The 22234-nt window shown below is 72.8% G+C and carries 20 protein-coding genes; 5 read left to right on the forward strand and 15 right to left on the reverse strand.

Annotated features, from left to right (window positions below):
- Nucleotides 1-31: 31 nt before the first annotated feature.
- From IEY99_RS14630 to IEY99_RS14645, 4 genes are all read right to left on the reverse strand, one after another.
- A complete protein-coding gene (locus IEY99_RS14630; protein WP_189203350.1) occupies nt 32-1366 on the reverse strand; it encodes a M16 family metallopeptidase in 1335 nt (444 codons plus the stop codon).
- A gap of 8 nt (nt 1367-1374) precedes the next feature.
- Nucleotides 1375-3714, reverse strand: a complete 2340-nt coding sequence (locus IEY99_RS14635; protein ID WP_189203352.1) for a polyribonucleotide nucleotidyltransferase — start codon at nt 3712-3714, stop codon at nt 1375-1377.
- A gap of 191 nt (nt 3715-3905) precedes the next feature.
- On the reverse strand, nt 3906-4175 hold the full coding sequence (gene rpsO, locus IEY99_RS14640) for a 30S ribosomal protein S15 (protein ID WP_189203354.1): 270 nt from the start codon (nt 4173-4175) through the stop codon (nt 3906-3908).
- Between the two features lie 160 nt (nt 4176-4335).
- Entirely contained in the window at nt 4336-5268 is a 933-nt protein-coding gene (locus IEY99_RS14645; protein WP_189203356.1) for a bifunctional riboflavin kinase/FAD synthetase, read from the reverse strand.
- Nucleotides 5269-5348: 80 nt separating this feature from the next.
- Here IEY99_RS14645 and IEY99_RS14650 point away from each other — a divergent pair, with 80 nt between their 5' ends.
- The gene (locus tag IEY99_RS14650; protein ID WP_189203358.1) at nt 5349-7964 is read left to right on the forward strand and encodes a response regulator; all 2616 of its coding nucleotides are present in this window, start codon (nt 5349-5351) and stop codon (nt 7962-7964) included.
- On the forward strand, nt 7961-8374 hold the full coding sequence (locus IEY99_RS14655; protein WP_189203360.1) for a response regulator: 414 nt from the start codon (nt 7961-7963) through the stop codon (nt 8372-8374). Before IEY99_RS14650 ends, IEY99_RS14655 begins: the two co-directional genes overlap by 4 nt.
- 11 nt (nt 8375-8385) lie before the next feature.
- Here the strand turns inward: IEY99_RS14655 and truB are convergent, their stop codons facing one another.
- The 10 genes from truB to rimP all read right to left on the reverse strand — a co-directional run bounded on the left by truB (nt 8386) and on the right by rimP (nt 19414).
- Complete coding sequence (truB, locus tag IEY99_RS14660; RefSeq protein ID WP_189203362.1) at nt 8386-9267, reverse strand: tRNA pseudouridine(55) synthase TruB; 882 nt, start codon at nt 9265-9267, stop codon at nt 8386-8388.
- 24 nt (nt 9268-9291) lie between these two features.
- The gene (locus IEY99_RS14665; RefSeq protein WP_189203364.1) at nt 9292-10608 is read right to left on the reverse strand and encodes an MATE family efflux transporter; all 1317 of its coding nucleotides are present in this window, start codon (nt 10606-10608) and stop codon (nt 9292-9294) included.
- A 401-nt stretch (nt 10609-11009) separates the two neighbouring features.
- Nucleotides 11010-12047: a DHH family phosphoesterase gene (locus IEY99_RS14670; RefSeq protein ID WP_189203366.1), complete on the reverse strand. Its 1038-nt coding sequence runs from the start codon at nt 12045-12047 to the stop codon at nt 11010-11012.
- Complete coding sequence (rbfA, locus tag IEY99_RS14675; RefSeq protein ID WP_189203368.1) at nt 12044-12517, reverse strand: 30S ribosome-binding factor RbfA; 474 nt, start codon at nt 12515-12517, stop codon at nt 12044-12046. The genes IEY99_RS14670 and rbfA overlap by 4 nt, the downstream gene beginning before the upstream one ends.
- A 282-nt stretch (nt 12518-12799) precedes the next feature.
- Nucleotides 12800-13093 (reverse strand): DUF503 domain-containing protein, encoded by a 294-nt coding sequence (locus IEY99_RS14680; RefSeq protein ID WP_189203370.1) that lies wholly within the window; start codon nt 13091-13093, stop codon nt 12800-12802.
- Nucleotides 13094-13126: 33 nt separating this feature from the next.
- Nucleotides 13127-14152 carry a TRM11 family SAM-dependent methyltransferase gene (locus IEY99_RS14685; RefSeq protein ID WP_189203372.1) on the reverse strand — a complete coding sequence of 342 codons (1026 nt, stop codon included), beginning with the start codon at nt 14150-14152 and terminating at the stop codon, nt 13127-13129.
- Between the two features lie 64 nt (nt 14153-14216).
- Nucleotides 14217-17267, reverse strand: coding sequence for a translation initiation factor IF-2 (infB, locus tag IEY99_RS14690; RefSeq protein ID WP_189203374.1), 3051 nt, complete (start codon nt 17265-17267; stop codon nt 14217-14219).
- Between the two features lie 107 nt (nt 17268-17374).
- Nucleotides 17375-17758 carry a YlxR family protein gene (locus IEY99_RS14695; protein ID WP_373293349.1) on the reverse strand — a complete coding sequence of 128 codons (384 nt, stop codon included), beginning with the start codon at nt 17756-17758 and terminating at the stop codon, nt 17375-17377.
- Nucleotides 17736-18752, reverse strand: a complete 1017-nt coding sequence (gene nusA, locus IEY99_RS14700) for a transcription termination factor NusA (protein WP_189203378.1) — start codon at nt 18750-18752, stop codon at nt 17736-17738. The genes IEY99_RS14695 and nusA overlap by 23 nt, the downstream gene beginning before the upstream one ends.
- Nucleotides 18749-19414, reverse strand: coding sequence for a ribosome maturation factor RimP (rimP, locus tag IEY99_RS14705; protein WP_189203381.1), 666 nt, complete (start codon nt 19412-19414; stop codon nt 18749-18751). Before rimP ends, nusA begins: the two co-directional genes overlap by 4 nt.
- Before the next feature lie 239 nt (nt 19415-19653).
- Between rimP and IEY99_RS14710 the strand changes: the two genes are divergently transcribed.
- The 3 genes from IEY99_RS14710 to IEY99_RS14720 all read left to right on the forward strand — a co-directional run bounded on the left by IEY99_RS14710 (nt 19654) and on the right by IEY99_RS14720 (nt 21294).
- Nucleotides 19654-20100, forward strand: coding sequence for a hypothetical protein (locus IEY99_RS14710; RefSeq protein WP_229798660.1), 447 nt, complete (start codon nt 19654-19656; stop codon nt 20098-20100).
- Nucleotides 20097-20519, forward strand: coding sequence for a DUF4439 domain-containing protein (locus IEY99_RS14715; RefSeq protein ID WP_189203385.1), 423 nt, complete (start codon nt 20097-20099; stop codon nt 20517-20519). Before IEY99_RS14710 ends, IEY99_RS14715 begins: the two co-directional genes overlap by 4 nt.
- A 61-nt stretch (nt 20520-20580) precedes the next feature.
- Entirely contained in the window at nt 20581-21294 is a 714-nt protein-coding gene (locus tag IEY99_RS14720; protein WP_189203387.1) for a nucleotidyltransferase domain-containing protein, read from the forward strand.
- Between the two features lie 4 nt (nt 21295-21298).
- Here the strand turns inward: IEY99_RS14720 and map are convergent, their stop codons facing one another.
- Nucleotides 21299-22156, reverse strand: a complete 858-nt coding sequence (gene map / locus IEY99_RS14725) for a type I methionyl aminopeptidase (protein ID WP_189203389.1) — start codon at nt 22154-22156, stop codon at nt 21299-21301.
- Nucleotides 22157-22234 lie beyond the last annotated feature (78 nt).

Below are 22234 nucleotides of genomic sequence, written 5' to 3' on the forward strand. Positions count from 1 at the left end.
GGGGGGCTCAGGGTGGTCACGGCGTCCCAGGCTAGCGGGCGGACGGAAACGCGCCGTCGTCGAACGGGCCGACCACGGCCAGCGACATCGGCCGGGAGAGCAGCTCGGCGGCGAGCGCGTTGACCTCGTCGAGCCGGACGGCGTCGACCCGGGCCAGCAACTCGTCGACGCCCATCATGTCGCCGTAGAGCAGCTCGGACTTGGCCAGCCGGCTCATCCGCGAGCCGGTGTCCTCGAGGCCCAGCACGTAGGTGCCCTTGGCCATGCCCTTGCCCCGGGCCAGCTCGGCGGCGCTGATGCCCTCCGCGGCCACGACGGCCAGCTCGGCACGGATCAGCGCGAGGACCTCCTCGGCCTTGCCCGGGGCGCAGCCGGCGTAGACCGCGAAGACGCCCGCGTCGGCGTACTGGCTGCCGTACGAGTAGACGGAGTACGCCAGTCCGCGCTTCTCGCGGATCTCCTGGAACAGCCGGCTCGACATGCCGCCGCCCAGGACGTTGTTGAGCACGCCGAGGGCGAAGCGGCGGTCGTCGTGGCGCCCGAGCCCCGCGCAGCCCAGCACCAGGTGGGCCTGCTCGGTGTCCCGGTGGCGCACGACCGTCGCCGGCGGCCTGACCTGCTGCCTGCGGGCCACGGCACGGGCACCGGCCGGGCTGCCCGGGGTGTCGAGCGGGGTGCCGGCCAGGGCGGCGCGGACCAGGCGGACGACCCGGCCGTGGTCGAGGTTGCCGGCCGCGGTGATGATGATCTGCGGCGCCCGGTAGCGCGTCCGGTAGAAGCGGTTGATCTGCGTACGGCTCATCGGCGCGATGGTCGCCTCGGTGCCGGAGATCAGCCGGCCGAGCGGCGTGCCGGCGCCGAAGAGCGCCTCGGTGAAGACGTCGTGCACCTCGTCGCCGGGCTCGTCGTCGTGCATGGCGATCTCCTCGAGGATCACCCCGCGCTCGGTCTCCACGTCGGCCGGGTCGAGCACCGAGTTGGCGACGGCGTCACAGAGCACGTCCACGGCCAGCGGCAGGTCGGCGTCGAGCACCCGCGCGTAGTAGCAGGTGTACTCCTTCGTGGTGAAGGCGTTGGTCTCGCCGCCGACGGCCTCGATCTGCGCGGAGATGTCGAGGGCCGACCGCTTCTCGGTGCCCTTGAAGAGCAGGTGCTCGAGGAAGTGGGACGCGCCCGACAGCGCGGGCGTCTCGTCGCGGGAGCCGACCCCGACCCACACGCCGAGCGCGGCGCTGCGGGTCGTCGGGATCGCCTCGGTGAGGATGCGCAGGCCGCTGGGGAGAACCGTGCGGCGTACGCCGTCCTGAAGGGTCCGGGTGACGACGCGGGCCGGCCTTTCGGCCGGCCCGCGGTTACTTGCGGTCATCTGGTGACTTAGCCGCGGTCGCCACCGCGGTCGCCACCGCGGTCACCGCTCGGCCGCGACCGGCGCCGGCGCGGCTGGTCGCCGCCCTCGCCCCGGTCGCCGCGGGGGGCACGCTCCTCGCGAGGCTTGTCGGACGACGCGGCCGGGGCCGCGGCCGGGGCCTCCTCGCCCTCGGGGCGCACCTTGTCGAGGTAGATCTTGCCGCGGTTGTCGATGTCCGCGATCGAGACCTCGACCTTGTCGCCGACGTTGAGGAAGTCCTCGACCTTCTCGACGCGCTTGCCGTCGCCCACCTTGGAGATGTGCAGCAGGCCGTCGCGGCCGGGCAGCAGCGAGATGAACGCGCCGAACGCGGCCGTCTTCACCACCGTGCCGAGGAACTTGTCGCCGACCTTCGGCAGCGTCGGGTTGGCGATGGCGTTGATCCGCTCCACCGCCGCCTCGGCCGACGGGCCGTTGGTCGCGCCGACGTAGATCGTGCCGTCGTCCTCGATCGAGATGTCGGCGCCGGTCTCGTCCTGGATGGCGTTGATCGTCTGGCCCTTGGGGCCGATGACCATGCCGATCTTGTCGACCGGGATCTTGACGCTGGTGACCCGCGGGGCGTACTCGCTCATCTCGGCCGGGCTGTTGATGGCCTGGTCCATGACCTCGAGGATGGTGGCCCGCGCGTCGTGCGCCTGCTGCAGGGCGGACGCCAGCACGTCGGACGGGATGCCGTCGAGCTTGGTGTCGAGCTGCAGCGCGGTGACGAACTCGCTGGTGCCGGCGACCTTGAAGTCCATGTCGCCGAACGCGTCCTCGGCGCCGAGGATGTCGGTCAGCGCCACGTACTGCGTCTTGCCGTCGACCTCGTCGGAGATGAGGCCCATGGCGATGCCGGCGACCGGCGCCTTCAGCGGCACACCCGCGCTCAGCAGCGCGAGCGTCGAGGCGCAGACCGAGCCCATCGAGGTCGAGCCGTTCGAGCCCAGCGCCTCGGAGACCTGGCGGATCGCGTACGGGAACTCCTCGCGCGACGGCAGGACGGGCACCAGGGCCCGCTCGGCCAGCGCGCCGTGACCGATCTCGCGGCGCTTCGGCGAGCCCACCCGGCCGGTCTCACCGGTCGAGTACGGCGGGAAGTTGTAGTTGTGCATGTAGCGCTTGGACTTCTCCGGCGCGAGGGTGTCCAGCGCCTGCTCCATGCGCAGCATGTTCAGCGTGGTGACACCCATGATCTGGGTCTCGCCGCGCTCGAACAGCGCCGAGCCGTGCACCCGCGGGAGGATGCCGACCTCGGCGGTGAGCGGCCGGATGTCGCGCGGACCGCGGCCGTCGATGCGGATCTGCTCGCGCAGCACCCGCTGGCGGACCTCGGACTTGGTGACCGAGCGGAACGCCGCGCTGATCTCCTTCTCCCGGCCCTCGAACCGCTCGTCGAGCAGCTCGTGCGCCTTGGTCTTGACCCGGTCGAGGGCCTCCTCGCGCTCCTGCTTGGCAGCGATCTTGAGGGCCTCGGCGGTCTCCTCGCGGACGGCCTCGGCGACGGCGGCGTAGACGTCGTCGGAGTAGTCGAGGAAGACCGGGAACTCCTGGACCGGCTTCGCGGCGACCTCGGCCAGCTCGCTCTGCGCGCGGCAGAGCTCGCGGAGGGCCGGCTTGGCGGCCTCGAGCCCGCTGGCGACGACCTCCTCGGTCGGCGCGGTGGCGCCGGCCTGGATCAGCTTGATCGCCTGCGGGGTGGCCTCGGCCTCGACCATCATGATCGCGACGTCGCCGTCGGCGGTGACCCGGCCGGCCACGACCATGTCGAAGGTGGCCCGCTCGAGCTCCTCGAGGGTCGGGAAGGCGACCCACTGGCCCTCCACGTGCGCGATCCGGGTCGAACCCACCGGGCCGCTGAACGGCAGGCCGGAGAGCTTGGTGGACATCGAGGCGCCGTTCATGGCGACGACGTCGTACGGGTGCTGCGGGTCGAGCGCGAGGATGGTCTCGACGACCTGGACCTCGTTGCGCAGGCCCTTGGTGAACGACGGGCGCAGCGGCCGGTCGATCAGGCGGCAGGTGAGGACGGCCTCTTCGCTCGGCCGGCCCTCGCGGCGGAAGAACGAGCCGGGGATGCGGCCGACCGCGTACATCCGCTCCTCGACGTCGACCGTGAGCGGGAAGAAGTCGAAGTGCTCCTTGGGAGCCTTGCTGGCCGTCGTGGTCGACAGCACGGTGGTCTCGCCCAGCTGGACGATGACCGAGCCGCCGGCCTGCTTGGCGAGGCGGCCGGTGGAGAAGACGACCTCGCGGGTGCCGAACGACCCGTTGTCGATGACGGCGGTGCGAGATTCGGTGCCGAGAGCTTTCTGCTCTGTCATGTGGTGCGGTACTCCTTCGTCGAGGACCCGGCGGTCTCTACAGCGCGGTTACAGCGTGGCCGGTCTTCGATCGAAGTGCCCGGGAAATCGCCCGGGAACCACTACCGAGGACCGGTGCCGTCTGACTGTGGCCGCGCGGGTCCGTGGGTGTAACTCGGGGGAGCGGCCACCTCGGCCACTCCCCCGTCAGATCAGCGGCGCAGGCCGAGACGCTCGATCAGCGTCCGGTAGCGCGCGATGTCCTTCTTCTGCACGTAGTTGAGCAGACGGCGGCGACGACCCACCAGCAGCAGCAGACCACGACGGCTGTGGTGGTCGTGCTTGTGCACCTTCAGGTGCTCGGTGAGGTCGGCGATCCGCTTGGTGAGCATCGCGACCTGAACCTCGGGAGAGCCGGTGTCGCCCTCCGCGGTCGCGTACTCGCCCATGATCTTGTTCTTGGTCTCTTGATCGAGCGCCATGTTCTCCGTGATTCTGTGTTGCCGGTGATATCGGTATCCCCGCGGCCCGCGGCGTCGGGCAGGCAGGCGGGACCGTGGATCGGATAAGCCGATCCGGTGTCAACCCTACCAGCACCATCCGACCGCCCCGCCCGCCGCCCGAAACCGGACTGAAGGCCTTTCAACCGAGCAGCGCGCGGGTCTGTTCGACGTCCTGCCGGATCTGCGCCACCAGCGGCTCGATGCCGGTGTATACCCGCTGCTCACGCAGGTGGGCGACGAAGTCGAGGCTCACCCGCTCGCCGTACAGGTCACCGTCGAAGTCGAGGACGAACGCCTCGACCCGGCGCTCCCGGCCGGAGAAGGTGGGGTTGGTGCCGACCGACACCGCGGCGCTCAGCGGGCCGCGCTCGTCGCCGCCGCGGATCAGCCGGGCGGCGTAGACGCCGTCGGCCGGGATGGCCGCGTACCGGTGGCACATCAGGTTGGCGGTGGGAAAGCCCAGCTCACGGCCGCGCTGGTCGCCCCGGACCACCACACCGCCGAGGCGGTGCGGGCGGCCGAGCGCCTCGGCCGCGGCTCGGACGTCCCCGGCGTCGACACAGCTGCGGATGTACGTGGACGAGAACACCAGCCCGTCCTCGGTGACGAGCGGCGCTTCCTCGACGGTGAAGCCGAAGGTGCGCCCGAGCCGGGCGAGCAGGGCCATGTCGCCGGCGGCCCGGTGCCCGAAGCGGAAGTTGTCGCCCTCCACGACCACCGCGGCGTGCAGCGCGTCCACCAGCACGTCGTGCACGAACTCCTCGGGCCCCAGGTGCGAGAACGCCGGCGTGAAGGGCACCACGCAGAGCGCGTCCACGCCGAGCCGCTCGATCAGCTCGGCCTTGCGGACCGGCTCGGTGAGCACGGCCGGGTGCGAGCCCGGGCGCACGACCTCGGCCGGGTGCGGGTCGAAGGTCACCACCACCGACTGCAACCCCTGGTCACGGGCCCGCTTCACGGCGTACCCGATGATCGCCTGGTGGCCGCGGTGCACGCCGTCGAAGACGCCGATGGTCACCACCGACCGGCCGAATCCGCCGGGCACCGACTCGTACCCGCGCCACCGCTGCATCTCCCGCGCCTCCCCTGTGCGTTCCCGGCGTAAGAGTATCGGTCGCCACGAGTGCCTGAAACGGTACAGTTGGTACTGATATGCGCATCGGCTGGAGTGCCCTGATCCTGCTGACGACAGAGTTCACCTTTGTCGTCCTCTTCGTCCGCGCGCTGCGTGGTTATCTCCGCGGGCGCGACCCCCTGCAGCGCGACGTCACGCTGGTCTTCGCACCCTGCACGGTGCTGTTCTGCGTCGACGTGGCCCGCCGGCTGTTCGACGGCACGCCGCCCGTCTGGGTGAACTCCGTCTCGGTCGCCTTCCTACTGGCCCAGCCGTACCTGACGGTCCGCCTGGCCGGCCGGCTGCGGCCGGTGCCGCGGTGGCTGCACGTCGTCCTGCCGGTGTTCTTCGTCGCCACCGCCGCACCGCTCTTCTTCCTGCCCCGTCCCCTGCCGCGGGGCTGGTTGCTCGCCGCGGTGACCTACTTCCTCGTCACCGAGGTCATCGCGGCCGGCCTGCTCTACGGCAAGGCCCGGAGCCGGACCGGGGCCAACCGGGCCCGGCTCACCATCGCCGCCGCCGCGACGCTCGTCTTCGGCATCATGATCGTGCTCATCGGGCTGCAGTCGCTGCATCCCGCGTTCGGTGTCGTCAGCCGGGTGCTCGCCCTGGCCTCCGGCATCGGCTACCTCATCGCGTTCGTCCCGCCGCGCTGGATGCGCCGGGCCTTCTCGGCCACCGCCGCCCAATCGGTCACCGAACGCCTGCTGCGGGCCCACGTCAGCAGCCCGGCGGAGGTGTGGCAGACGTACGCCGAGATCATGCGGGTGCAGACCGGCGCCGACGCCGTCGCCGTCCTCATGCCGCGCAGCGACGGGCTCCTCGCGCCCACGGCGTACGCCGGGCCGCCCATCGCCACACTCGACAAGCTCAGCTGCACCGATCTGACCACGCTGATCCGCTCCGGCCAGCCCGCCCGGCTCCGCGAGGGCGACCCCGCGCTGGTCCAGCACTTCGGCGACCTCAGCGACGACTTCGTGACCGTGCTCAGCATGCCGGTGCCGCCCGAGGCCGAGGGCGCGGTGCTGCTCTTCAACCGCCATCGCGGCCTGTTCAGCGACGACGACCTGCGGCTGCTCGCGCTGCTCGGCGGGCAGGCCGGCATCCTGGCCGAACGGCAGGCGGTCCTCGACGCGCAGCGCCGGATGGCCGACGAGCTCAGCGCATCGGTGGACGCGCTGACCCGGGCCAGCCAGGCCAAGAGCGCCTTCCTGGCGAACATGAGCCACGAGTTGCGTACCCCGCTCAACGCGATCATCGGCTTCAGCGACCTCATGCGGATGGAGGAGCCGGACGGCGACCGGCGGCGGGTCCCCGCGGACTGGGTGGACCACATCCACACCAGCGGCCGGCACCTGCTGGGCCTGATCAACGACATCCTCGACCTGGCCAAGGTCGAGGCCGGGCGGCTGGAGCTGCGACTCGCGCCGCTGCGGGTGGACACCGCCGTCGAGGAGCTCCTGACCGGCCTCTCGCCGCTGATCACGAAGAAGGAGCTCACCGTCGCCACCGCGCTGGCCCCGGCGACCGCGAACGCCGACCGGGTGCGCTTCCGGCAGATCGTGGAGAACCTGCTCTCCAACGCGATCAAGTTCACCCCGGAAGGCGGCCGGATCACCGTCACGACCGCGGTCGCCGGCGACGCCGTGACGGTCACCGTGGCGGACACCGGCGTCGGCATCGCCCCCGCCGACCAGCAGAAGGTGTTCGAGGAGTTCCAGCAGGTCGGCGACCCCGACCGGCAACGCGCCGGCACCGGCCTGGGTCTCGCGCTGACCAAGCGGCTGGTCGAGGCGCACGGGGGCGAGATCTCGCTGCTGTCGGCGCCGGGCGAGGGCAGTTCGTTCACCGTACGGCTGCCGTCCGCGCCCGTGGTCAACTCGCAGACCCCGCACCGGCCCGGCGAGGGCGCGCGAGTCCTGCTGGTCGAGGACGACCCGCAGTCCGCCGAGCTGCTGCAGACCCAGCTGGAGAACGCGGGCTACCACGTCGACCTGGCCGGTACCGGCGAGGCCGCCCTCACCGCCGCGGGGGCCCAGCCGCCCGACGCGATCGTGCTGGACGTGGCGCTGCCCGGCATCGACGGCTTCGAGGTGCTCCGGCGGCTCAAGGCCGACGAGCGGCTCGCCGGCATCCCGGTCTTCTTCGCGACGATCATCGACGAGCGGCAGGCCGGCCTCGCCCTCGGCGCCGACGGCTACTTCGTCAAGCCGGTCGACCAGCCCGCCCTGCTCGGGGCGCTGGCCCGCGCGGTCGCCAACCGGCCGGCGCCCCGCGTGCTGGTGGTCGACCACGACGACTCGATCCGCCAGGCCATCGAGGACGGCCTGCGGGCCGGCGGCGCCGACGTGGTCGCCGTCGCCGACGGCCGCGACGGGCTGGCGAAGAGCCGCGAGAGCCACTTCGACCTGATCGTCTGCGACATGCAGGCACGCGAGGTCGACGGCTTCAGCATGCTGGCCGCGATCGAGCGCGACCCGGCGACCCGGCACACCCCGGTGCTCGGCCTCGCCGCGGCCGCGGGCGACGCCTCCCTGGTGGCGACGGCGATGGCGGGCGGCGTGGTGGCCACCGCGATGGCCGGCGGCGCCGGCTCGGACAAGCTCGCCCCGCTGCTGGGCGTGCGCAACGACGTGGACAAGGAGAAGCCGTGACGGCCCACAACCCGCGCATCCTGCTGGTCGAGGACGAGGAGCTGAACCGCACGCTGGTCAAGGCGGTTCTGGCCCGGGCGGACGTGGAAGCCGTACGCGATGCCGAGGTCCTGGACGCGCCGAGCCTGGCGGCCGCCCGCACGCAGCTCGGCCGCGAGGACGTCGATCTGGTGCTGCTCGACATGAACCTGCCGGACGGCAACGGGCTCACGCTCGCCGGCGAGCTGGCCGCCGGGACGGTCGCCGCGGGCCGCCCGCGCCCCTCGGTGGTCGCGGTGACCGCGAGCGTCCTGCCGCAGGACCGGGCGGCGGCGCTGGAGGCGGGCTGCGACGGCTTCCTCGACAAGCCGTACGCGGCGGCCGACCTGGTCGCCGTCGTCGCCGAGCACCTCTCCCGCCGCTCCTCCTAGCGCCGGCTTTTCTAGGCGGGTGCCAGCACGATCTCCGCGCGTGCTTTTCCGCCGCGTTCGCAGACCACGGCCAGCAGCTCGCCGGCCGGGCCGAAGACCGCGTACGGGCCCTCGATGCCCACCGGCGCGAGCGGTCCACCGTGGCTGAGCACCCGCGCCTCCTCCGCCGTGGCCTCGCGCTGCGCGAAGGCCCGCCGCGCCGCCTCGGCCATCGGCAGCGAGATCACGTCCGGCGCGCGCTCCTCCAGCTGTTCGAGCGTCACCGCCTCGTCCAGCGACAGCCCGCCGACGGCCGTACGCCGCAGCGCGGTCAGGTGGCCGCCGACACCGAGGGTGCGGCCGAGGTCGCGGGCGATGGCCCGGATGTAGGTGCCGCTGGAACACGCCACGTCGACGTCGACGTCGACGACCTCGCCGTGCCGGCGGATCTCCCCGACGTCCAGGCGGTGGACGGTGACCCGGCGGGCGGCCAGCTCGACCTGCTCGCCGTCGCGGACCCGCTTGTACGCCCGCTGCCCGTTCACCTTGATCGCGCTGACTGCGCTCGGCACCTGGTCGATCTCGCCGGTCTGCGCGGCCAGCCCGGCGCGGATGCCCTCCTCGGTGACGTCCGTGGCGGAGAAGCTGCCGGTCACCTCGCCCTCGGCGTCGTCGGTGACCGTCGTCTGCCCGAGCCGGATCGTGGCACGGTAGCTCTTACGCGCGCCGATCACGTACGTGAGCAGCCGCGTCGCCCGGTTGACGCCGATCACCAGGACCCCGGTGGCCATCGGGTCGAGGGTGCCGCCGTGCCCGACCCGCCGGGTCCTGGCGAGCCGCCGGATCCGGGCGACGACGTCATGGGAGGTCATCCCGCCCGGCTTGTCCACAACGATGAGACCGTCCGCGTTCACGGCCTCCACCCAACCAGACCGCGGTCAGCGGGTCGCGCCCAGGACCACCCAGCGCGGGCCGCGCCACCGGATCAGCAGGGCGACGAGGCGGACCAGCGTGAACAGCGCGAGGCCCGCCCAGATCCCGGGCAGGCCCCAGCCGAACGCGTACGCGAGCCAGATCAGCGGCAGGAAACCGCCCACCGCGCCGACCAGGGTCATCGAGCGCAGGTAGCCGACGTCACCGGCGCCGATCAGCACCCCGTCGAGGGCGTAGACGACGCCGGCGAACGGGAGCATGCCCACGAACCAGGGCCACACCACCGCCGCCTGGGCGTGCACCGAGCGGTCACCGGTGAAGATCCCGGGGATCACGCCCGCGCCCGCCGCGGCGAGCACCGCGAAGGCCACCCCGGCGACCCCGCCGACGATCGTGACCCGGCGGGCCACCTCGCGGGCGGCCCGCTCGTCGCCGGCGCCGAGCGCCGCGCCCACCAGCGACTGGGCGGCGATCGCCACCGCGTCCAGGGCCAGCGCGGCGAAGAACCACAGCTGCAACGCGATCTGGTGGGCGCCGAGCGCGGCCACCCCGAAGCGGGCCGCCACCGCGGTCGCCGACAACCAGCAGGCCTGGAACGCCGCGCCGCGCAGCAGCAGGTCGCGACCGAGGAGAAGCTGGTTGCCGATGATCGCCGGCACCGGGCGCAGCGGCGCGCGTTCCCGCACGATCGCCCACAGGAAGAGTCCGCCGGAGAGGGACTGGGCGGTGACGTTGGCGACGGCGGAACCGGTGAGCCCCCAGCCCGCCGGATAGACCAGCAGCGGGCAGAGCGCCGCGGACAGCACGTTCGCGCCGAGGACGAAGACGAGCGGGCGGCGGGTGTCCTGCACGCCGCGCATCCAGCCGTTGCCGGCCGCCGCGAGCAGCAGGCCCGGGGCGCCGAACACGGCGACGCGCAGCCAGTCCGCGGCGGCGCCGGCGGCCCGCGGGTCGCTCGCCAGGACCCGGGAGAGCGGGTCGGCGAAGATCTGGACGAACACGATCAGCAGGACGCCGGTCGACAGCGCCAGCCAGGAGGCCTGCACCCCCTCGGCGACGGCGGCGGTCCGGTCACCGGCGCCGAACCGGCGGGCGGCGCGTCCCGTCGTCCCGTACGCCATGAGCGTGCCGAACCAGACGGCCAGCGACATCACCGTGCCGCCGACGGCGACCGCGGCGAGCGGAACCCGGCCGAGGTGGCCCACCACGGCGGTGTCGACCAGGACGTACAGCGGTTCGGCCGCGAGCACGACCAGGGCCGGCAGGGCAAGGGCGGCGATGCGCCGGGTGAGCGTGCGGTCGACGACGGCGGGCGGGCTCATGAACAGTCATGATGCCCGCCGTGCCGTAAGGATCACAATGCGGGCACGCCAGTTACCCGCGGGATGGGTTACTGGCGCGTGTCCATCGACGTCTGCAGGGCCCGGCGGGCCTGCTCGCGGGTGTCTTCGGACGACTGGGGCTTCGGCTTGGCGGCCATGAGCGTGGACCTCCCACAGAATCGGGTCGAGCGGGGCGTCGCGGAAACCGGCCCGGGATCACCGGACGGATGGCGAGCGACGCGGCCCGGATGGGTGCACCCGGGTGGCTCGAGGTCTTCGCGACGGCTCAGGATCGTCGACCGCGCGAAAACCAAATCACCGTTAAACCAAGCTATCGTTCAGTCCCGCTCTGTGCCGCATCCTTCCCGCAGAGCGGGACAACGGCGGCGACATCCGCCCTGCTAGACGATCACGTGGGCGTCGAGCTGCTCGCGGACGGCGACCACGACGTCGCCCGGGGCGCCGTAGCCGGTAAACCCGGCGGCGAGCCGGTGGCCACCTCCGCCGAGGGCGACCGCCACGGCGCTCACGTCGACCGCGCCCTTGCTGCGCAGCGACACCGCCCACTCGCCCGCGGCGACCTCCTTGACCACCACGGACACGTCCACCTCCGCCACGCACCGGACCGGATCGATGAGGGCGTCCAGCACGTACGGGCGCTGCCCGTGGCGGGCCAGATCATCCAGGGTCGCGTACGTCCAGACCATGCCGTGCCCGGCCGCCGCGGTGGGATCCAGCTGCGCGCGGCCCAGCACGTCGGCGAAGAGCTTCATCGCCCCGAACGGCCGGCTGTCGAAGATCCGCCGGGAGATGTCCCCGGGGCGCAGCCCGGTCGCGATCAGCCGGGCCGCCATCTCGTGCACCCGCGGCGTGGTCATGTCGAAGCGGAACGACCCGGTGTCGGTCGCGAGGGCCACGTACAGGCACTCGGCGATCTCCGCGTCGAGCGGCACGTCGAGCCGGTCGAGCAGCTGCTCGGCCACCACGGCGGTCGCGGCCGCGGTGGCGTCGACCAGGTGCACGCCGCCGAAGCGGGTGTTGGAGGCGTGATGGTCCAGCACGACCGTGGCCCGGGCGGCCGCCAGCCGGTCGACCAGGCCGCCGAGCCGGGACTCGGCGGCCACGTCGAAGACCAGGACCAGGTCGGGGTCCGGGTACGCCTGCGACTCCGGCACGAGCAGATCGAGGCCGGGCAGACCGGTGAACGGCTCCGGGATGTCGAACGGGTCCGGGAAGGTGGCCTGCAGGTCCCGTACGCCCAGGCGGCGCAGGCCCAGCGCGAAGCCGAGCATGCTGCCGAGCGCGTCCCCGTCCGGGCTGACGTGGCAGATCAGCAGCACCCGCCCGGCCGGGGCGAGTTCGCGGACCGTCCGTACGGCCTCGGCCCACTCCGCCTCGGAGACGCTCACCGGCACGGTCGCGGTGACCGTCTCCGTCACCGTTTCTCCTCGGCGCCCACCCGCTCGTCGGCCGCCTCGTCGTCGTCCTCGTCCACGTCGTCGGACTTGTACGGGTCGGGATCGCCCGCGTACTGCTTGCCGGCGGCCAGCCGCTGCACCTCGGCGTCCCGGTGCCGCGCCGCGGCGAGCAGGTCGTCGATCTCCTTGGCGTGGTCCTGCACGTTGTCCAGCACGAAGGTGAGGCTCGGCGAGTGCCGCAGCCCGAGCGCGTGCCCGACCCGGCTGCGCAGCATGCCCTTGGCACTCTCCAGCGCGGCGGCGGTCGAGGCCTGCTCGGTCTGGTCACCCAGCACGGTGTAGTACACGTGCGCGTCCCGCAGGTCACCCGTGATCCGGGCGTCGGTCACGGTCACCATGCCGAGCCGGGGATCCTTGATCTCGCGCACCAGCGAAGCCACCAGCTCCCGCACCCGCTCCGCGTGCCGTCGCGTCTTGGCCGGATCCGACATATCGCCCACCTCCGACAACCGTGCCTCCGGGGTAAGACCAACCCCCGCCCAACGCTGAGAGCCTACCCATGACCGCCCCACCCCGAACGTCCCGCCGGTGCGTCGAGCGCTCCCCACCACCGTGTATGTCCCCCACGATCAGGACGCCGGCCACAGCACCCCGACCCACGGAAGATCACCCCAGCGGCGACCGCCCGCAGCAGCCCCGCCCGCAGGCCCCCGCGGCACCCTCGCCCCCGGTGGCACTCACAGAGCCCCTTACCCGCGGCGGCACGAACCGGTTCAGTCGTCCTCGCCGTAGAGGCGGCGGCGGACCGAGAGCAGCTCGATCTCGGGTCGCCCCGCCACCTGGTTCTCGCAGGTGTCGATCACGGCACGGGCCTGGGCGGGCTCGGCCGCCACCACGGCGACCCCGAGCTGGGCGCGCCCGTGCAGGTCGTGCATCCCGACCTCGGCGACGCTGACCTCGAACTTGCGCAGCATCGCGATGATCGGCCGGACGTAGGAACGCTTCTGTTTGAGCGACCGGGAGTCGCCGGGCAGGAGCAGGTCGAAGAGCGCAGTCTCGGTGTACATCAGCCAGCAGACTACGCCCACCCACCGACGTGATCATCCGAGTTTGCGGGCGACCACCACGTCGCGCTCGATGCCCTGGTCGACGCGGTGGCTCAGGTCGTCGTGGGCGACGATCTCCAGGCCGTTGGCGATGAGGATGTCCTCGGCGAGCTCGCGCCTGGCCACCTTGGTGTTCCAGGACAGCCCGATCGCGCCCCCGGTGCGCAGCAGCGTCCGCCACACCGGTACGGCGCGTTCGAGCAGGTCCAGCGGCCGCCGGGACATGCCGCCCTGGTCGTCGTGGCTGCCGTGCGCGACGCCGTACGGGAGGTCGGCGACCAGGACGTCGGCGCAACCGGCGCGCAGCAGGCCGTCGATCTGCGTGGTGTCGGCGTGCAGCACCGTCACCTTGCGCACCTCGCCCGCCTTGTGGTCCTCCTTGCTCGCCGCGAGCGTGATCTCGAGCCTGCGGGCGGCGCGGCGGCCCTGGCGGCGTACGGGAACCAGGTCCGCGGTGTGCTTGAGCCGCTTGCGCTTGAGCCAGGTCTGCAGGAAGAGCTTGTACGCCTCCACGTCCTTGCCGTCGATCTCGATGCCGAGGGCGTCGTAGCCGTACATGAGGGCCTGGTTGAGGGTGGTGCCGCGGCCCGCGAGCGGGTCGCAGACCGTGACCGGGCCGTCGAGCATCCTCGGCGCGGCCGCCGAGGCGAGCAGCGTCAGGTTGAGCAGCAGCTTGGTGAACTGCTCGTTGGTCTTGCCGGCGTACTTCGGGATGGTGATGAGGTCGCTGTCGAAGCGGGCCAGCGGGCTGAGCGTCAGCGGGCGCAGCAGGTCGTCCTCCACCCGCAGGAAGAGGGCGTGGGCCGCCGAAAGGTTCGACAGGTACGCGATGTCCCGCTCGGCGAGCTCGCCGGAGAAGGTCAGGTAGCCGACGCCGCCGATGGTGGTCTCCGCGACGTCGGCGAGCGGGCCGGAGAGCACCGGGGAGAACGCCGCCAACTCCGCCCGGGAGAGGCGGCCGGCCTGGTCGGCGTAGACGCGGTTGGCGGAGGGGGCGAGCAGCAGGGCGTAGCGGGACATCCCAGTAGTAAAGACAACGGCCCCCGGTGCTCCAGCACCGGGGGCCGTGGTCATGCCGGGGCCGTTACGACCGCGGCTTCTCACGCATCTCGAAGGTCTCGATCACGTCGCCGACCTGCGGCGTGCCGAAGCCGGAGAGGGTCAGACCACACTCGAAGCCCTCGCGGACCTCGGTGGCGTCGTCCTTGAAACGCTTCAGCGAGCTGATCGTGACGTTCTCCGCCACCACGACACCCTCGCGCAGGATGCGCGCCTTGGCGTTGCGGCGGATGAGACCGGACCGGACCATACAACCCGAGATGAGACCGATCTTCGACGAGCGGAAGACCTCGCGGATCTCCGCCGTGCCGAGCTCCACCTCTTCGTACTCGGGCTTGAGCAGGCCCTTGAGCGCCGCCTCGATCTCCTCGATGGCCTGGTAGATCACGCTGTAGTAGCGGATCTCCACGCCGGCGCGGTCGGCCATCTCCTTGACCTTGTTCGAGGCCCGGACGTTGAAGCCGATGATCGTCGCGATCTGCTCCGACGAGGCCGACGCCAGGTTGACGTCGCTCTCGGTGATCGCACCGACGCCGCGGTGGATGACCTTGAGCTGGATCTCGTCCGGAATCTCGATCTTGAACAGCGCGTCCTCGAGGGCCTCCACCGAACCGGAGGAGTCGCCCTTGATGAGCAGGGTGAGCGAGGTCTTCTCGCCCTCCTTGAGCTGCTCCATGAGCGTCTCGAGGGTGGCCCGGCCGCGCGAGTTGGCGAAGCTCGCCGCGCGGCGGCGTGCCTGCCGCTGCTCGGCGATCTGCCGCACCGTGCGGTCGTCCTCGGCGGCGAGGAACGTGTCACCCGCACCCGGCACCGAGGTCAGACCCAGCACCAGGACCGGGCGAGCCGGCTCCGCCTCGGCCACGGCCTGGCCGTTCTCGTCGAGCATGGCGCGGACGCGGCCGTGCGCGCCGCCCGCCACGATCGAGTCACCGGCACGCAGCGTGCCCTTCTGCACCAGGACGGTGGCGACCGCACCGCGGCCCTTGTCCAGGTGCGACTCGACCACGACGCCCTGGGCGGGGCCGTCGATCGGAGCGGTCAGCTCCAACGACGCGTCGGCGGTCAGCAGGACGGCCTCGAGCAGGTCGTCGATGCCGATGCCGGGCTTCGCCGCCACGTTGACGAACATCGTGTCGCCGCCGTACTCCTCGGCGAGGAGCCCGTAGTCGGCCAGCTGCTGGCGGACCTTCTCCGGGTTGGCGTCCGGCTTGTCGACCTTGTTGACCGCGACCACGATCGGCACCTCGGCGGCCTTGGCGTGGTTGAGCGCCTCCACCGTCTGCGGCATGACGCCGTCGTCGGCGGCCACCACCAGGATGACGATGTCCGTCGCCTGGGCGCCACGGGCACGCATGGCGGTGAACGCCTCGTGACCCGGGGTGTCCAGGAAGGTGATGGCGCGGTCGGTGCCGTTGTGCTGGTAGCCCACCTGGTAGGCGCCGATGTGCTGGGTGATGCCACCCGCCTCGCCGGCCACCACGTTGGTCTTGCGGATCGCGTCGAGCAGCTTCGTCTTACCGTGGTCGACGTGACCCATGACGGTCACGACCGGCGGCCGGGTGACGAGGCGGTCCTCGGCGACGTCGGCGTCGAGGTCGATGTTGAACTGCGCGAGCAGCTCGCGGTCCTCGTCCTCGGGGCTGACGATCTGCACGTCGAAGCCCAGGTGCTCGCCGAGCAGCAGCAGCGTGTCGTCGGAGCACGACTGCGTCGCCGTCACCATCTCGCCCAGGTTGAACATCTCCTGGACGAGCGAGCCCGGGTTGGCGTTGATCTTGTCAGCGAAGTCGGAGAGCGACGCGCCACGCGACAGCCGGATCTCCTGACCCTGACCGCGCGGGGCACCCGAGCTCATCTGCGGAGCCGACAGGTTGTCGAACTCTTGACGCCGCTGCTTCTTCGACTTGCGACCGCGGGTCGGCCGGCCACCCGGACGCCCGAAGGCACCCGCGGCACCGCCGCCGCGGCCACGGCCGCCACCGCCGGGACGACCCGGGGCACCGGCACCGACCGGTCCGCCGCCGCCACCGCCGGGGCCGCCACGGTAGCCACCGCCACCGCCGCCACCACCGGGGCCACCACGGTAGCCACCGCCACCGCCGCCACCACCGGGGCCGCCACGGAAGCCGCCACCGGCGCCGCCGCCACCGCCGGGACGGAAGCCGCCACCGGCGCCGCCACGGCCGCCGCCACCGCCCGGACCACCGGGACGGCCCGCACCGGGACCGCCCGGACGACCGGGACGCTGCGCGGGCATGGAGGCCGGGCTGGGCCGCGGCGGCATCGAGGCGGGGCTCGGCCGCGGCGGCATGCCCGGCTGGTTGGGACGCGGCATCGCCGAGGGGGTCGGCCGCGGTGCGCCGCCGCCGGAGACGCCGAACGGGTTGTTGCCGGGACCGCGCGCCGGCGGACGCGGCGAGCCACCCGGGCCGGGACGACCCGGCGTGGGCGTGCCCGGCGCGCCGGGACGGGCGGCAGCGGGCGAGCCGGGACGCGGCGGAACCGTGCCCGGGCCCGGGGGACGCGGGCGCGAGGTGCCGTCGGCCGGGGGCTGCTGCGCCCGGCGCTCGGCGTCACGGGTGCGGGCGGCCTGGGCCGCCTTCACCGCGGCCTCCTGCTCGGCCTTGAGTGCCGAGGCGCGCGCCTCGGCGGCCGCGACCTCGATGTCGTGGGCACTCGCCGGCTTGGCGACCGGGCCGGGCGTGGGGCCCAGACGGCCGGGGACCGGCGGCTTGGGCCGGGCCATCGCGCCGGGGCTCGGCGCCGGGGACGAAGGCGCACTGGGTGCGCCCGCGGCCGGGGCGGCGGGCCGGCGGGGCGGCTGCGGCCGGGCGGTCGTGGGGGTGGGACGGGGCGCGCTGGGCGCGGGGGCGCTCGACGCGGGCGCGGCGGGCGCCGCCGGGGCGGCACCGCCCTGGGCGTCGAGGGCACCACGCAGCCGCCGGGCCACCGGGGCCTCGACCGTGCTCGATGCGGACTTGACGAACTCGCCCATCTCCTTGAGCTTGGCGAGAACGGTCTTGCTGTCGACCCCGAGCTCCTTCGCGAGCTCGTGTACGCGGGCCTTACCTGGCACTGCACTCCTCACTTCGAGGTCGTGCGAGCCGAACCCGCAGCGACCTCACTCCTGCACTTGAAGCCTGGTCATTTCAGGGACTTCATCGTGTGCTCATGTCGGTCGTCCTACCTTGCTGGGTCGTGACGGGACTCTGACGCCTCGTCATCGGTCGTTCCGGGCGGCGAGGCCGCGCGGATGTGCTCGGCAAGCAAGCCGGTGTCAGCAACACCGGTGAGACGCAACGCCCGCCCGAAGGCACGGCGCCGCTCCGCCTGCGCGAAGCAGGCCGGATCAGGATGCAGATGCGCTCCCCGACCCGGCAGTCGACGGCCCGGATCGGGCTGCAGCCGGATGTCAACCCCGGCCTTCACCGCGACGAACCGCAGTAACTCGGAAGTCGGCACGCGTGAGCGACAACCGATGCAGGTTCGCATCGGACCGACCTCCGAAAAGTCTACCCCTCGCACGCGGGATCCGCGTATCCGGTCAGCTTCCGGTCTCGGCGGCATCCCGCTCCGCGGCGGACGCCGGCTCGTTGTCGGGACGGATGTCGATGCGCCACCCGGTGAGCCGCGCCGCCAGGCGGGCGTTCTGCCCCTCGCGGCCGATCGCCAGCGAGAGCTGGAAGTCCGGCACGATCACCCGAGCGGTCCGCGCACCGGCGTCCACGACCTCCACACGCAGGGCTTTCGCCGGCGAGAGCGCGTTGCCGACGAACTGCGCGGGATCCTCCGACCAGTCGATGATGTCGATCTTCTCGCCGTGCAGCTCGCTCATCACGGCGCGCACGCGCTGGCCCATCGGCCCGATGCAGGCGCCCTTCGCGTTGACTCCGGGGACCGTCGAACGGACCGCGATCTTCGTACGGTGACCTGCCTCACGCGCAATGGCGGCGATCTCCACCGTACCGTCGGCGATCTCCGGCACCTCGAGCGCGAAAAGCTTCTTGACCAGGGCCGGATGCGAGCGCGACAGGGTGATCTGCGGCCCGCGGAAGCCCTTGGCCACGTGCACGACGATCGCGCGGATCCGCGACCCGTGCTCGTACGTCTCCCCCGGTACCTGCTCGGCCTGCGGCAGCACCGCCTCGAGCTTGCCGAGGTCGACGATGACGATGCCCTTCTCGGCCCGGGCCGCGTCGGCCTGGACGATGCCGGTCACCAGGTCACCGTCGCGGCCGGCGTACTCGCCGAAGTGCGCCTCGTCGGTGGCCTCGCGCAGGCGCTGCAGGATGACCTGCTTGGCCGTCATGGCCGCGATGCGGCCGAAGTCGTGCGGGGTGTCGTCCCATTCCCGGACGACCGTCCCGTCGGGGTCGAGCTCCTGGGCGAACACCAGCGCCGCGCCCGTCTTGCGGTCGATCTCCACCCGGGCGTGGCTCTCCGCCCCGTCCGTGTGCCGGTACGCCGTCAGCAGCGCCGTCTCGATCGCCGCGAGGATCGTCTCGAACGGGATCTCCCGCTCGCGCTCCAGGGCGCGCAGCGCCGCGAGGTCGATGTTCACCTGTCCTCGCCCTCCCCATCCTCGTCGTCTACATCCACGTCGTCATCGTCCTGCTCGTCGTCCTCGTCCTCGTCGGCGAAGACGGCCTCGTCGAGCCGCTTGAACTCGATCTGCACCCGGCCGGGCCCCAGCTCGGCATAGGCGAGTTCGCTGGTCGTCCCGTCGACGTCCAGCACGATGCCGGCGTCGTCGGCCGCCACGACCCGGCCGGTCACCGACCGTCCCGCCACGGTGACCGCCACCAGCCGGCCGGCGTTGCGCCGCCAGTGCCGCGGCAGCGTCAGCGGCCGGTCCACACCGGGCGAGCCGACCTCCAGCTGGTACTCGCCGGCGAGCAGCTCGCCCTCGGCCTCCTCCGCCGCGTCCAGCGTGGCCGAGATCTCCCGGGACACCACGGCGACGTCGTCCAGGCTGATCCCGCCGTCGGCGTCCACCAGCACCCGGACCAGGTGGCGCCGGCCCGCGCGGGACAGGTTCACCTCTTCGAGGTCGTACCCGGCCGCCGCGACGACCGGCTCGATCACCGCGCGGACCCGGGCGCGGGCCGCCACCAGGTCGATCCGGGGAACAGCCGGCGAGCGGTGCTCGTCGGAGGCGTCCCGGCCGCGACCGGAGGAGCGGCGGTTCGCCGGCCGGGCGCCGGCGCGACCACGCTGCGTCATCGGGCCCAACCCTTCTGCTCGCGAACGGCGGCGGTACGCCGTCCGCCGTCCGATCGCCGGAAACACCGGCATGCCACCGGGGCCATGTCCCCGGAGGCTGACGCAGAGCGTAACGCGCCGGGCCCGCGACCCGGCCGCCGCCGCACCGATTCGGCGCCATGCGCAGGTCAGCGGCACACCCGCCCGGAGCGCTCCACCGGCCGAGGGGCGCGGGAGCGCCCATGGTGTTGACTGGCGGCGTGAAAAGACGTCAGCTCCTGGGCGCGGCCGCGGGGGCGGCCGTGGGTGTCTCCGGGGTCGCGGGATGCGGGCTGTTCGACGGCGATCCGGAGCCGGCCCCGCAGCCGGACCCGCTGCAACCCCTGCTGGACGAGGCGGTGCGGCTGGCCGCCTCGTACGACCGCACCATCGCCGCGGAGCCGGGCCTGCGGGAGAGGCTGAGCCCGCTCGCCGGCGACCACCGGGCCCACGCCGCCGAGCTCGCCGCGGTCATCGGCGTCACCGCGCCGTCGGTCGCCCCGTCCGCGGCCGCCGGCGACACCCCGACCCTGGCGTCGCTGCGCAGGTCCGAGCAGGCGGCGCAGAAGACGGCGGCCGCCGCGTGCCGCACGGCCCCGGCCGACCGCGCGGCGCTGACCGGCTCGATCGCCGCCGCGCGGGCCGCCCACGCCGAGGCGCTGCGATGAGCGCCCAGCTGGCGGCCGCCCTGGCGGCTGAGGAGGCGGCGATCTACGCGTACGGGGTGCTCGGCGTCCGGCTCACCCGCGACGGCGACCTGGCGGAGGCCCGCGCGGCGGAGGCGGTGCACCGCAACCGCCGGGACCTGCTGGTCAGCGAGCTCGCGGCGGCGCAGGCCAGCGCGGCACCGGCCCCGGCCGGATACGAGCTGCCGTTCCCGGTGACCGACCGGGAGAGCGCGCTGAGGCTGGCGATCCGGGTGGAGGACGGCGTGGCCCAGGCCTGGCGGGCGGTGCTGCCGGTCACCGAGGGCGGCGACCGGTCGGCCGCGCTGGGCGCCCTGACCGACGCCGCCGTCCGCGCGGCCCGCTGGCGGCGGCTCGGCTCGGTCACCCCGGCGACGCTGGCCTGGCCCGGACGTCCCTGAGGGCGGTACGGAGCGCATCGAGGATCTTCCACTCGGCGGGTCCGTACCCGAGAATCGAGCGGTGGCGCTGGACGAGATCGACCTGGCCGACCCGCGGTGGTATCTGGCCACCCGGCTGCGCGACGTGATCCTGCGGCGGTGGCCGGCGGAGGTGCGGGCCATCGCCGTGCACGGCTCCCTGGCGCACGGCGACGACACCGGCAGCAGCGACGTCAACCTGGTCGTGGTCACGTACCGGACGGGGGCCGGGCCCCGCGCGGCCCTGCGCCGCGTCGACGGCATCCTGGTCGATCTGAGCGTGACGACCGGCGAGGAGGGGCTGCGCCGCTGCCGGGAGCTGACGGCGCGATGGCCGCTGGAGGCGGACCGCTTCCTCACCGCCCGTGACCTGTTCGACCCGGGCGGATGGTTCGCCACGCAGCGCGACGCTCACCTGACGCGGCTGGCCGAGGCGCGGCCGGCGGAGTTCAGCGGGCTCGCCCGGCACAACTGGTGCCTCGCCTCGGCCGCACACGACCGCGCCGTCCGCCTCGCCGAGTGGTACGAGACCGACGCCGCGCTCGTGCTCATGGCGGAGGCCCGCCTGCACGCCGCGCTGGTCACCGGGCTGCTCACCCGCACGTACTTCCGCAACCGGGCCGACGCGGTCAAGCGCACCGGGCTGGCCGGCGCCGACATGACCGAGCTGGGCGCGGTGCTCGAGAAGCAGGCGGAGGAGCTCACGGCACGCGGCCGGCCGGTCGACGGCCCGCTGGGCGCGCTGTTCGAGGGCTAGCGGGTCAGGGCAGCGTCAGGATCTCGTAGCCGTCCTCGGTGACCACGAGGGTGTGCTCGAACTGCGCCGTCCACTTGCGGTCCTTGGTGACGACCGTCCACCCGTCGCTCCACATCTCGTACTCGTGGGTGCCGAGGGTGATCATCGGCTCGATGGTGAACGTCATGCCCGGCTCCATCACCGTGTCGAGCCGCGGGTTGTCGTAGTGCGGGATGTAGAGCCCGCTGTGGAAGGTCTCGCCGATGCCGTGGCCGGTGAAGTCGCGCACCACGCCGTAGCCGAAGCGGCGCGCGTACGCCTCGATGACCCGGCCGATGGCGTTGATCCGGCGCCCCGGCGCCACCGCGCGGATGCCGCGCATCATCGCCTCGTGGGTGCGCTCGACCAGCAGCCGGGCCTCCTCGCTGACGTCGCCGACGCAGAATGTCGCGTCCGTGTCGCCGTGCACACCGCCGATGTACGCGGTGACGTCGACGTTGACGATGTCGCCGTCCTGGAGCACCGTGCTGTCCGGGATGCCGTGGCAGATCACCTCGTTGAGCGAGGTGCAGCACGACTTGGGGAAGCCCTTGTAGCCCAGCGTCGACGGGTACGCCCCGTGATCGGTGAGGAACTCGTGCACCACGCGGTCGATCTCGTCCGTGGTGACGCCCGGCTTGCAGTGCTCACCGGCCAGCTGCGTCGCCTGCGCGGCGAGCCGGCCCGCGATCCGCATCTTCTCGATCGTCTCCGGCGTCTGCACGTGCGAACCGCGCCACTCTTTCGGGCGCTTCTTGCCGACGTACTCGGGACGGACGATCTGCGGTGGCACCGCCCGCCAGGGCGTGAGCTTTCCCGGGGTGAGCGGGGCACGAACGGTCATGGCCCCAGCCTATCGCCGCCCGGATGACCGGCCCCCGGTGCGTACACGGGTTGTTGCCGCTCCTGGGCCCCTGTGTAA

Source organism: Couchioplanes azureus (assembly GCF_014648355.1).
Taxonomy (GTDB): domain Bacteria; phylum Actinomycetota; class Actinomycetes; order Mycobacteriales; family Micromonosporaceae; genus Actinoplanes; species Actinoplanes azureus.

What these genes read in the sequence shown, in the direction of transcription:
- IEY99_RS14635 (WP_189203352.1), bottom strand. Translation starts at nt 3,714, where the DNA reads ATGACAGAGCAGAAAGCTCTCGGCACCGAATCTCGCACCGCCGTCATC.
- IEY99_RS14715 (WP_189203385.1), top strand. Translation starts at nt 20,097, where the DNA reads ATGAGCGCCCAGCTGGCGGCCGCCCTGGCGGCTGAGGAGGCGGCGATC.
- rbfA (WP_189203368.1), bottom strand. Translation starts at nt 12,517, where the DNA reads ATGTCGGATCCGGCCAAGACGCGACGGCACGCGGAGCGGGTGCGGGAG.
- IEY99_RS14695 (WP_373293349.1), bottom strand. Translation starts at nt 17,758, where the DNA reads ATGCCGCCGAGACCGGAAGCTGACCGGATACGCGGATCCCGCGTGCGA.
- IEY99_RS14630 (WP_189203350.1), bottom strand. Translation starts at nt 1,366, where the DNA reads ATGACCGCAAGTAACCGCGGGCCGGCCGAAAGGCCGGCCCGCGTCGTC.
- IEY99_RS14665 (WP_189203364.1), bottom strand. Translation starts at nt 10,608, where the DNA reads ATGAGCCCGCCCGCCGTCGTCGACCGCACGCTCACCCGGCGCATCGCC.
- rpsO (WP_189203354.1), bottom strand. Translation starts at nt 4,175, where the DNA reads ATGGCGCTCGATCAAGAGACCAAGAACAAGATCATGGGCGAGTACGCG.
- IEY99_RS14645 (WP_189203356.1), bottom strand. Translation starts at nt 5,268, where the DNA reads ATGCAGCGGTGGCGCGGGTACGAGTCGGTGCCCGGCGGATTCGGCCGG.
- IEY99_RS14680 (WP_189203370.1), bottom strand. Translation starts at nt 13,093, where the DNA reads ATGTACACCGAGACTGCGCTCTTCGACCTGCTCCTGCCCGGCGACTCC.
- IEY99_RS14650 (WP_189203358.1), top strand. Translation starts at nt 5,349, where the DNA reads ATGCGCATCGGCTGGAGTGCCCTGATCCTGCTGACGACAGAGTTCACC.
- rimP (WP_189203381.1), bottom strand. Translation starts at nt 19,414, where the DNA reads ATGACGCAGCGTGGTCGCGCCGGCGCCCGGCCGGCGAACCGCCGCTCC.
- map (WP_189203389.1), bottom strand. Translation starts at nt 22,156, where the DNA reads ATGACCGTTCGTGCCCCGCTCACCCCGGGAAAGCTCACGCCCTGGCGG.
- IEY99_RS14685 (WP_189203372.1), bottom strand. Translation starts at nt 14,152, where the DNA reads ATGTCCCGCTACGCCCTGCTGCTCGCCCCCTCCGCCAACCGCGTCTAC.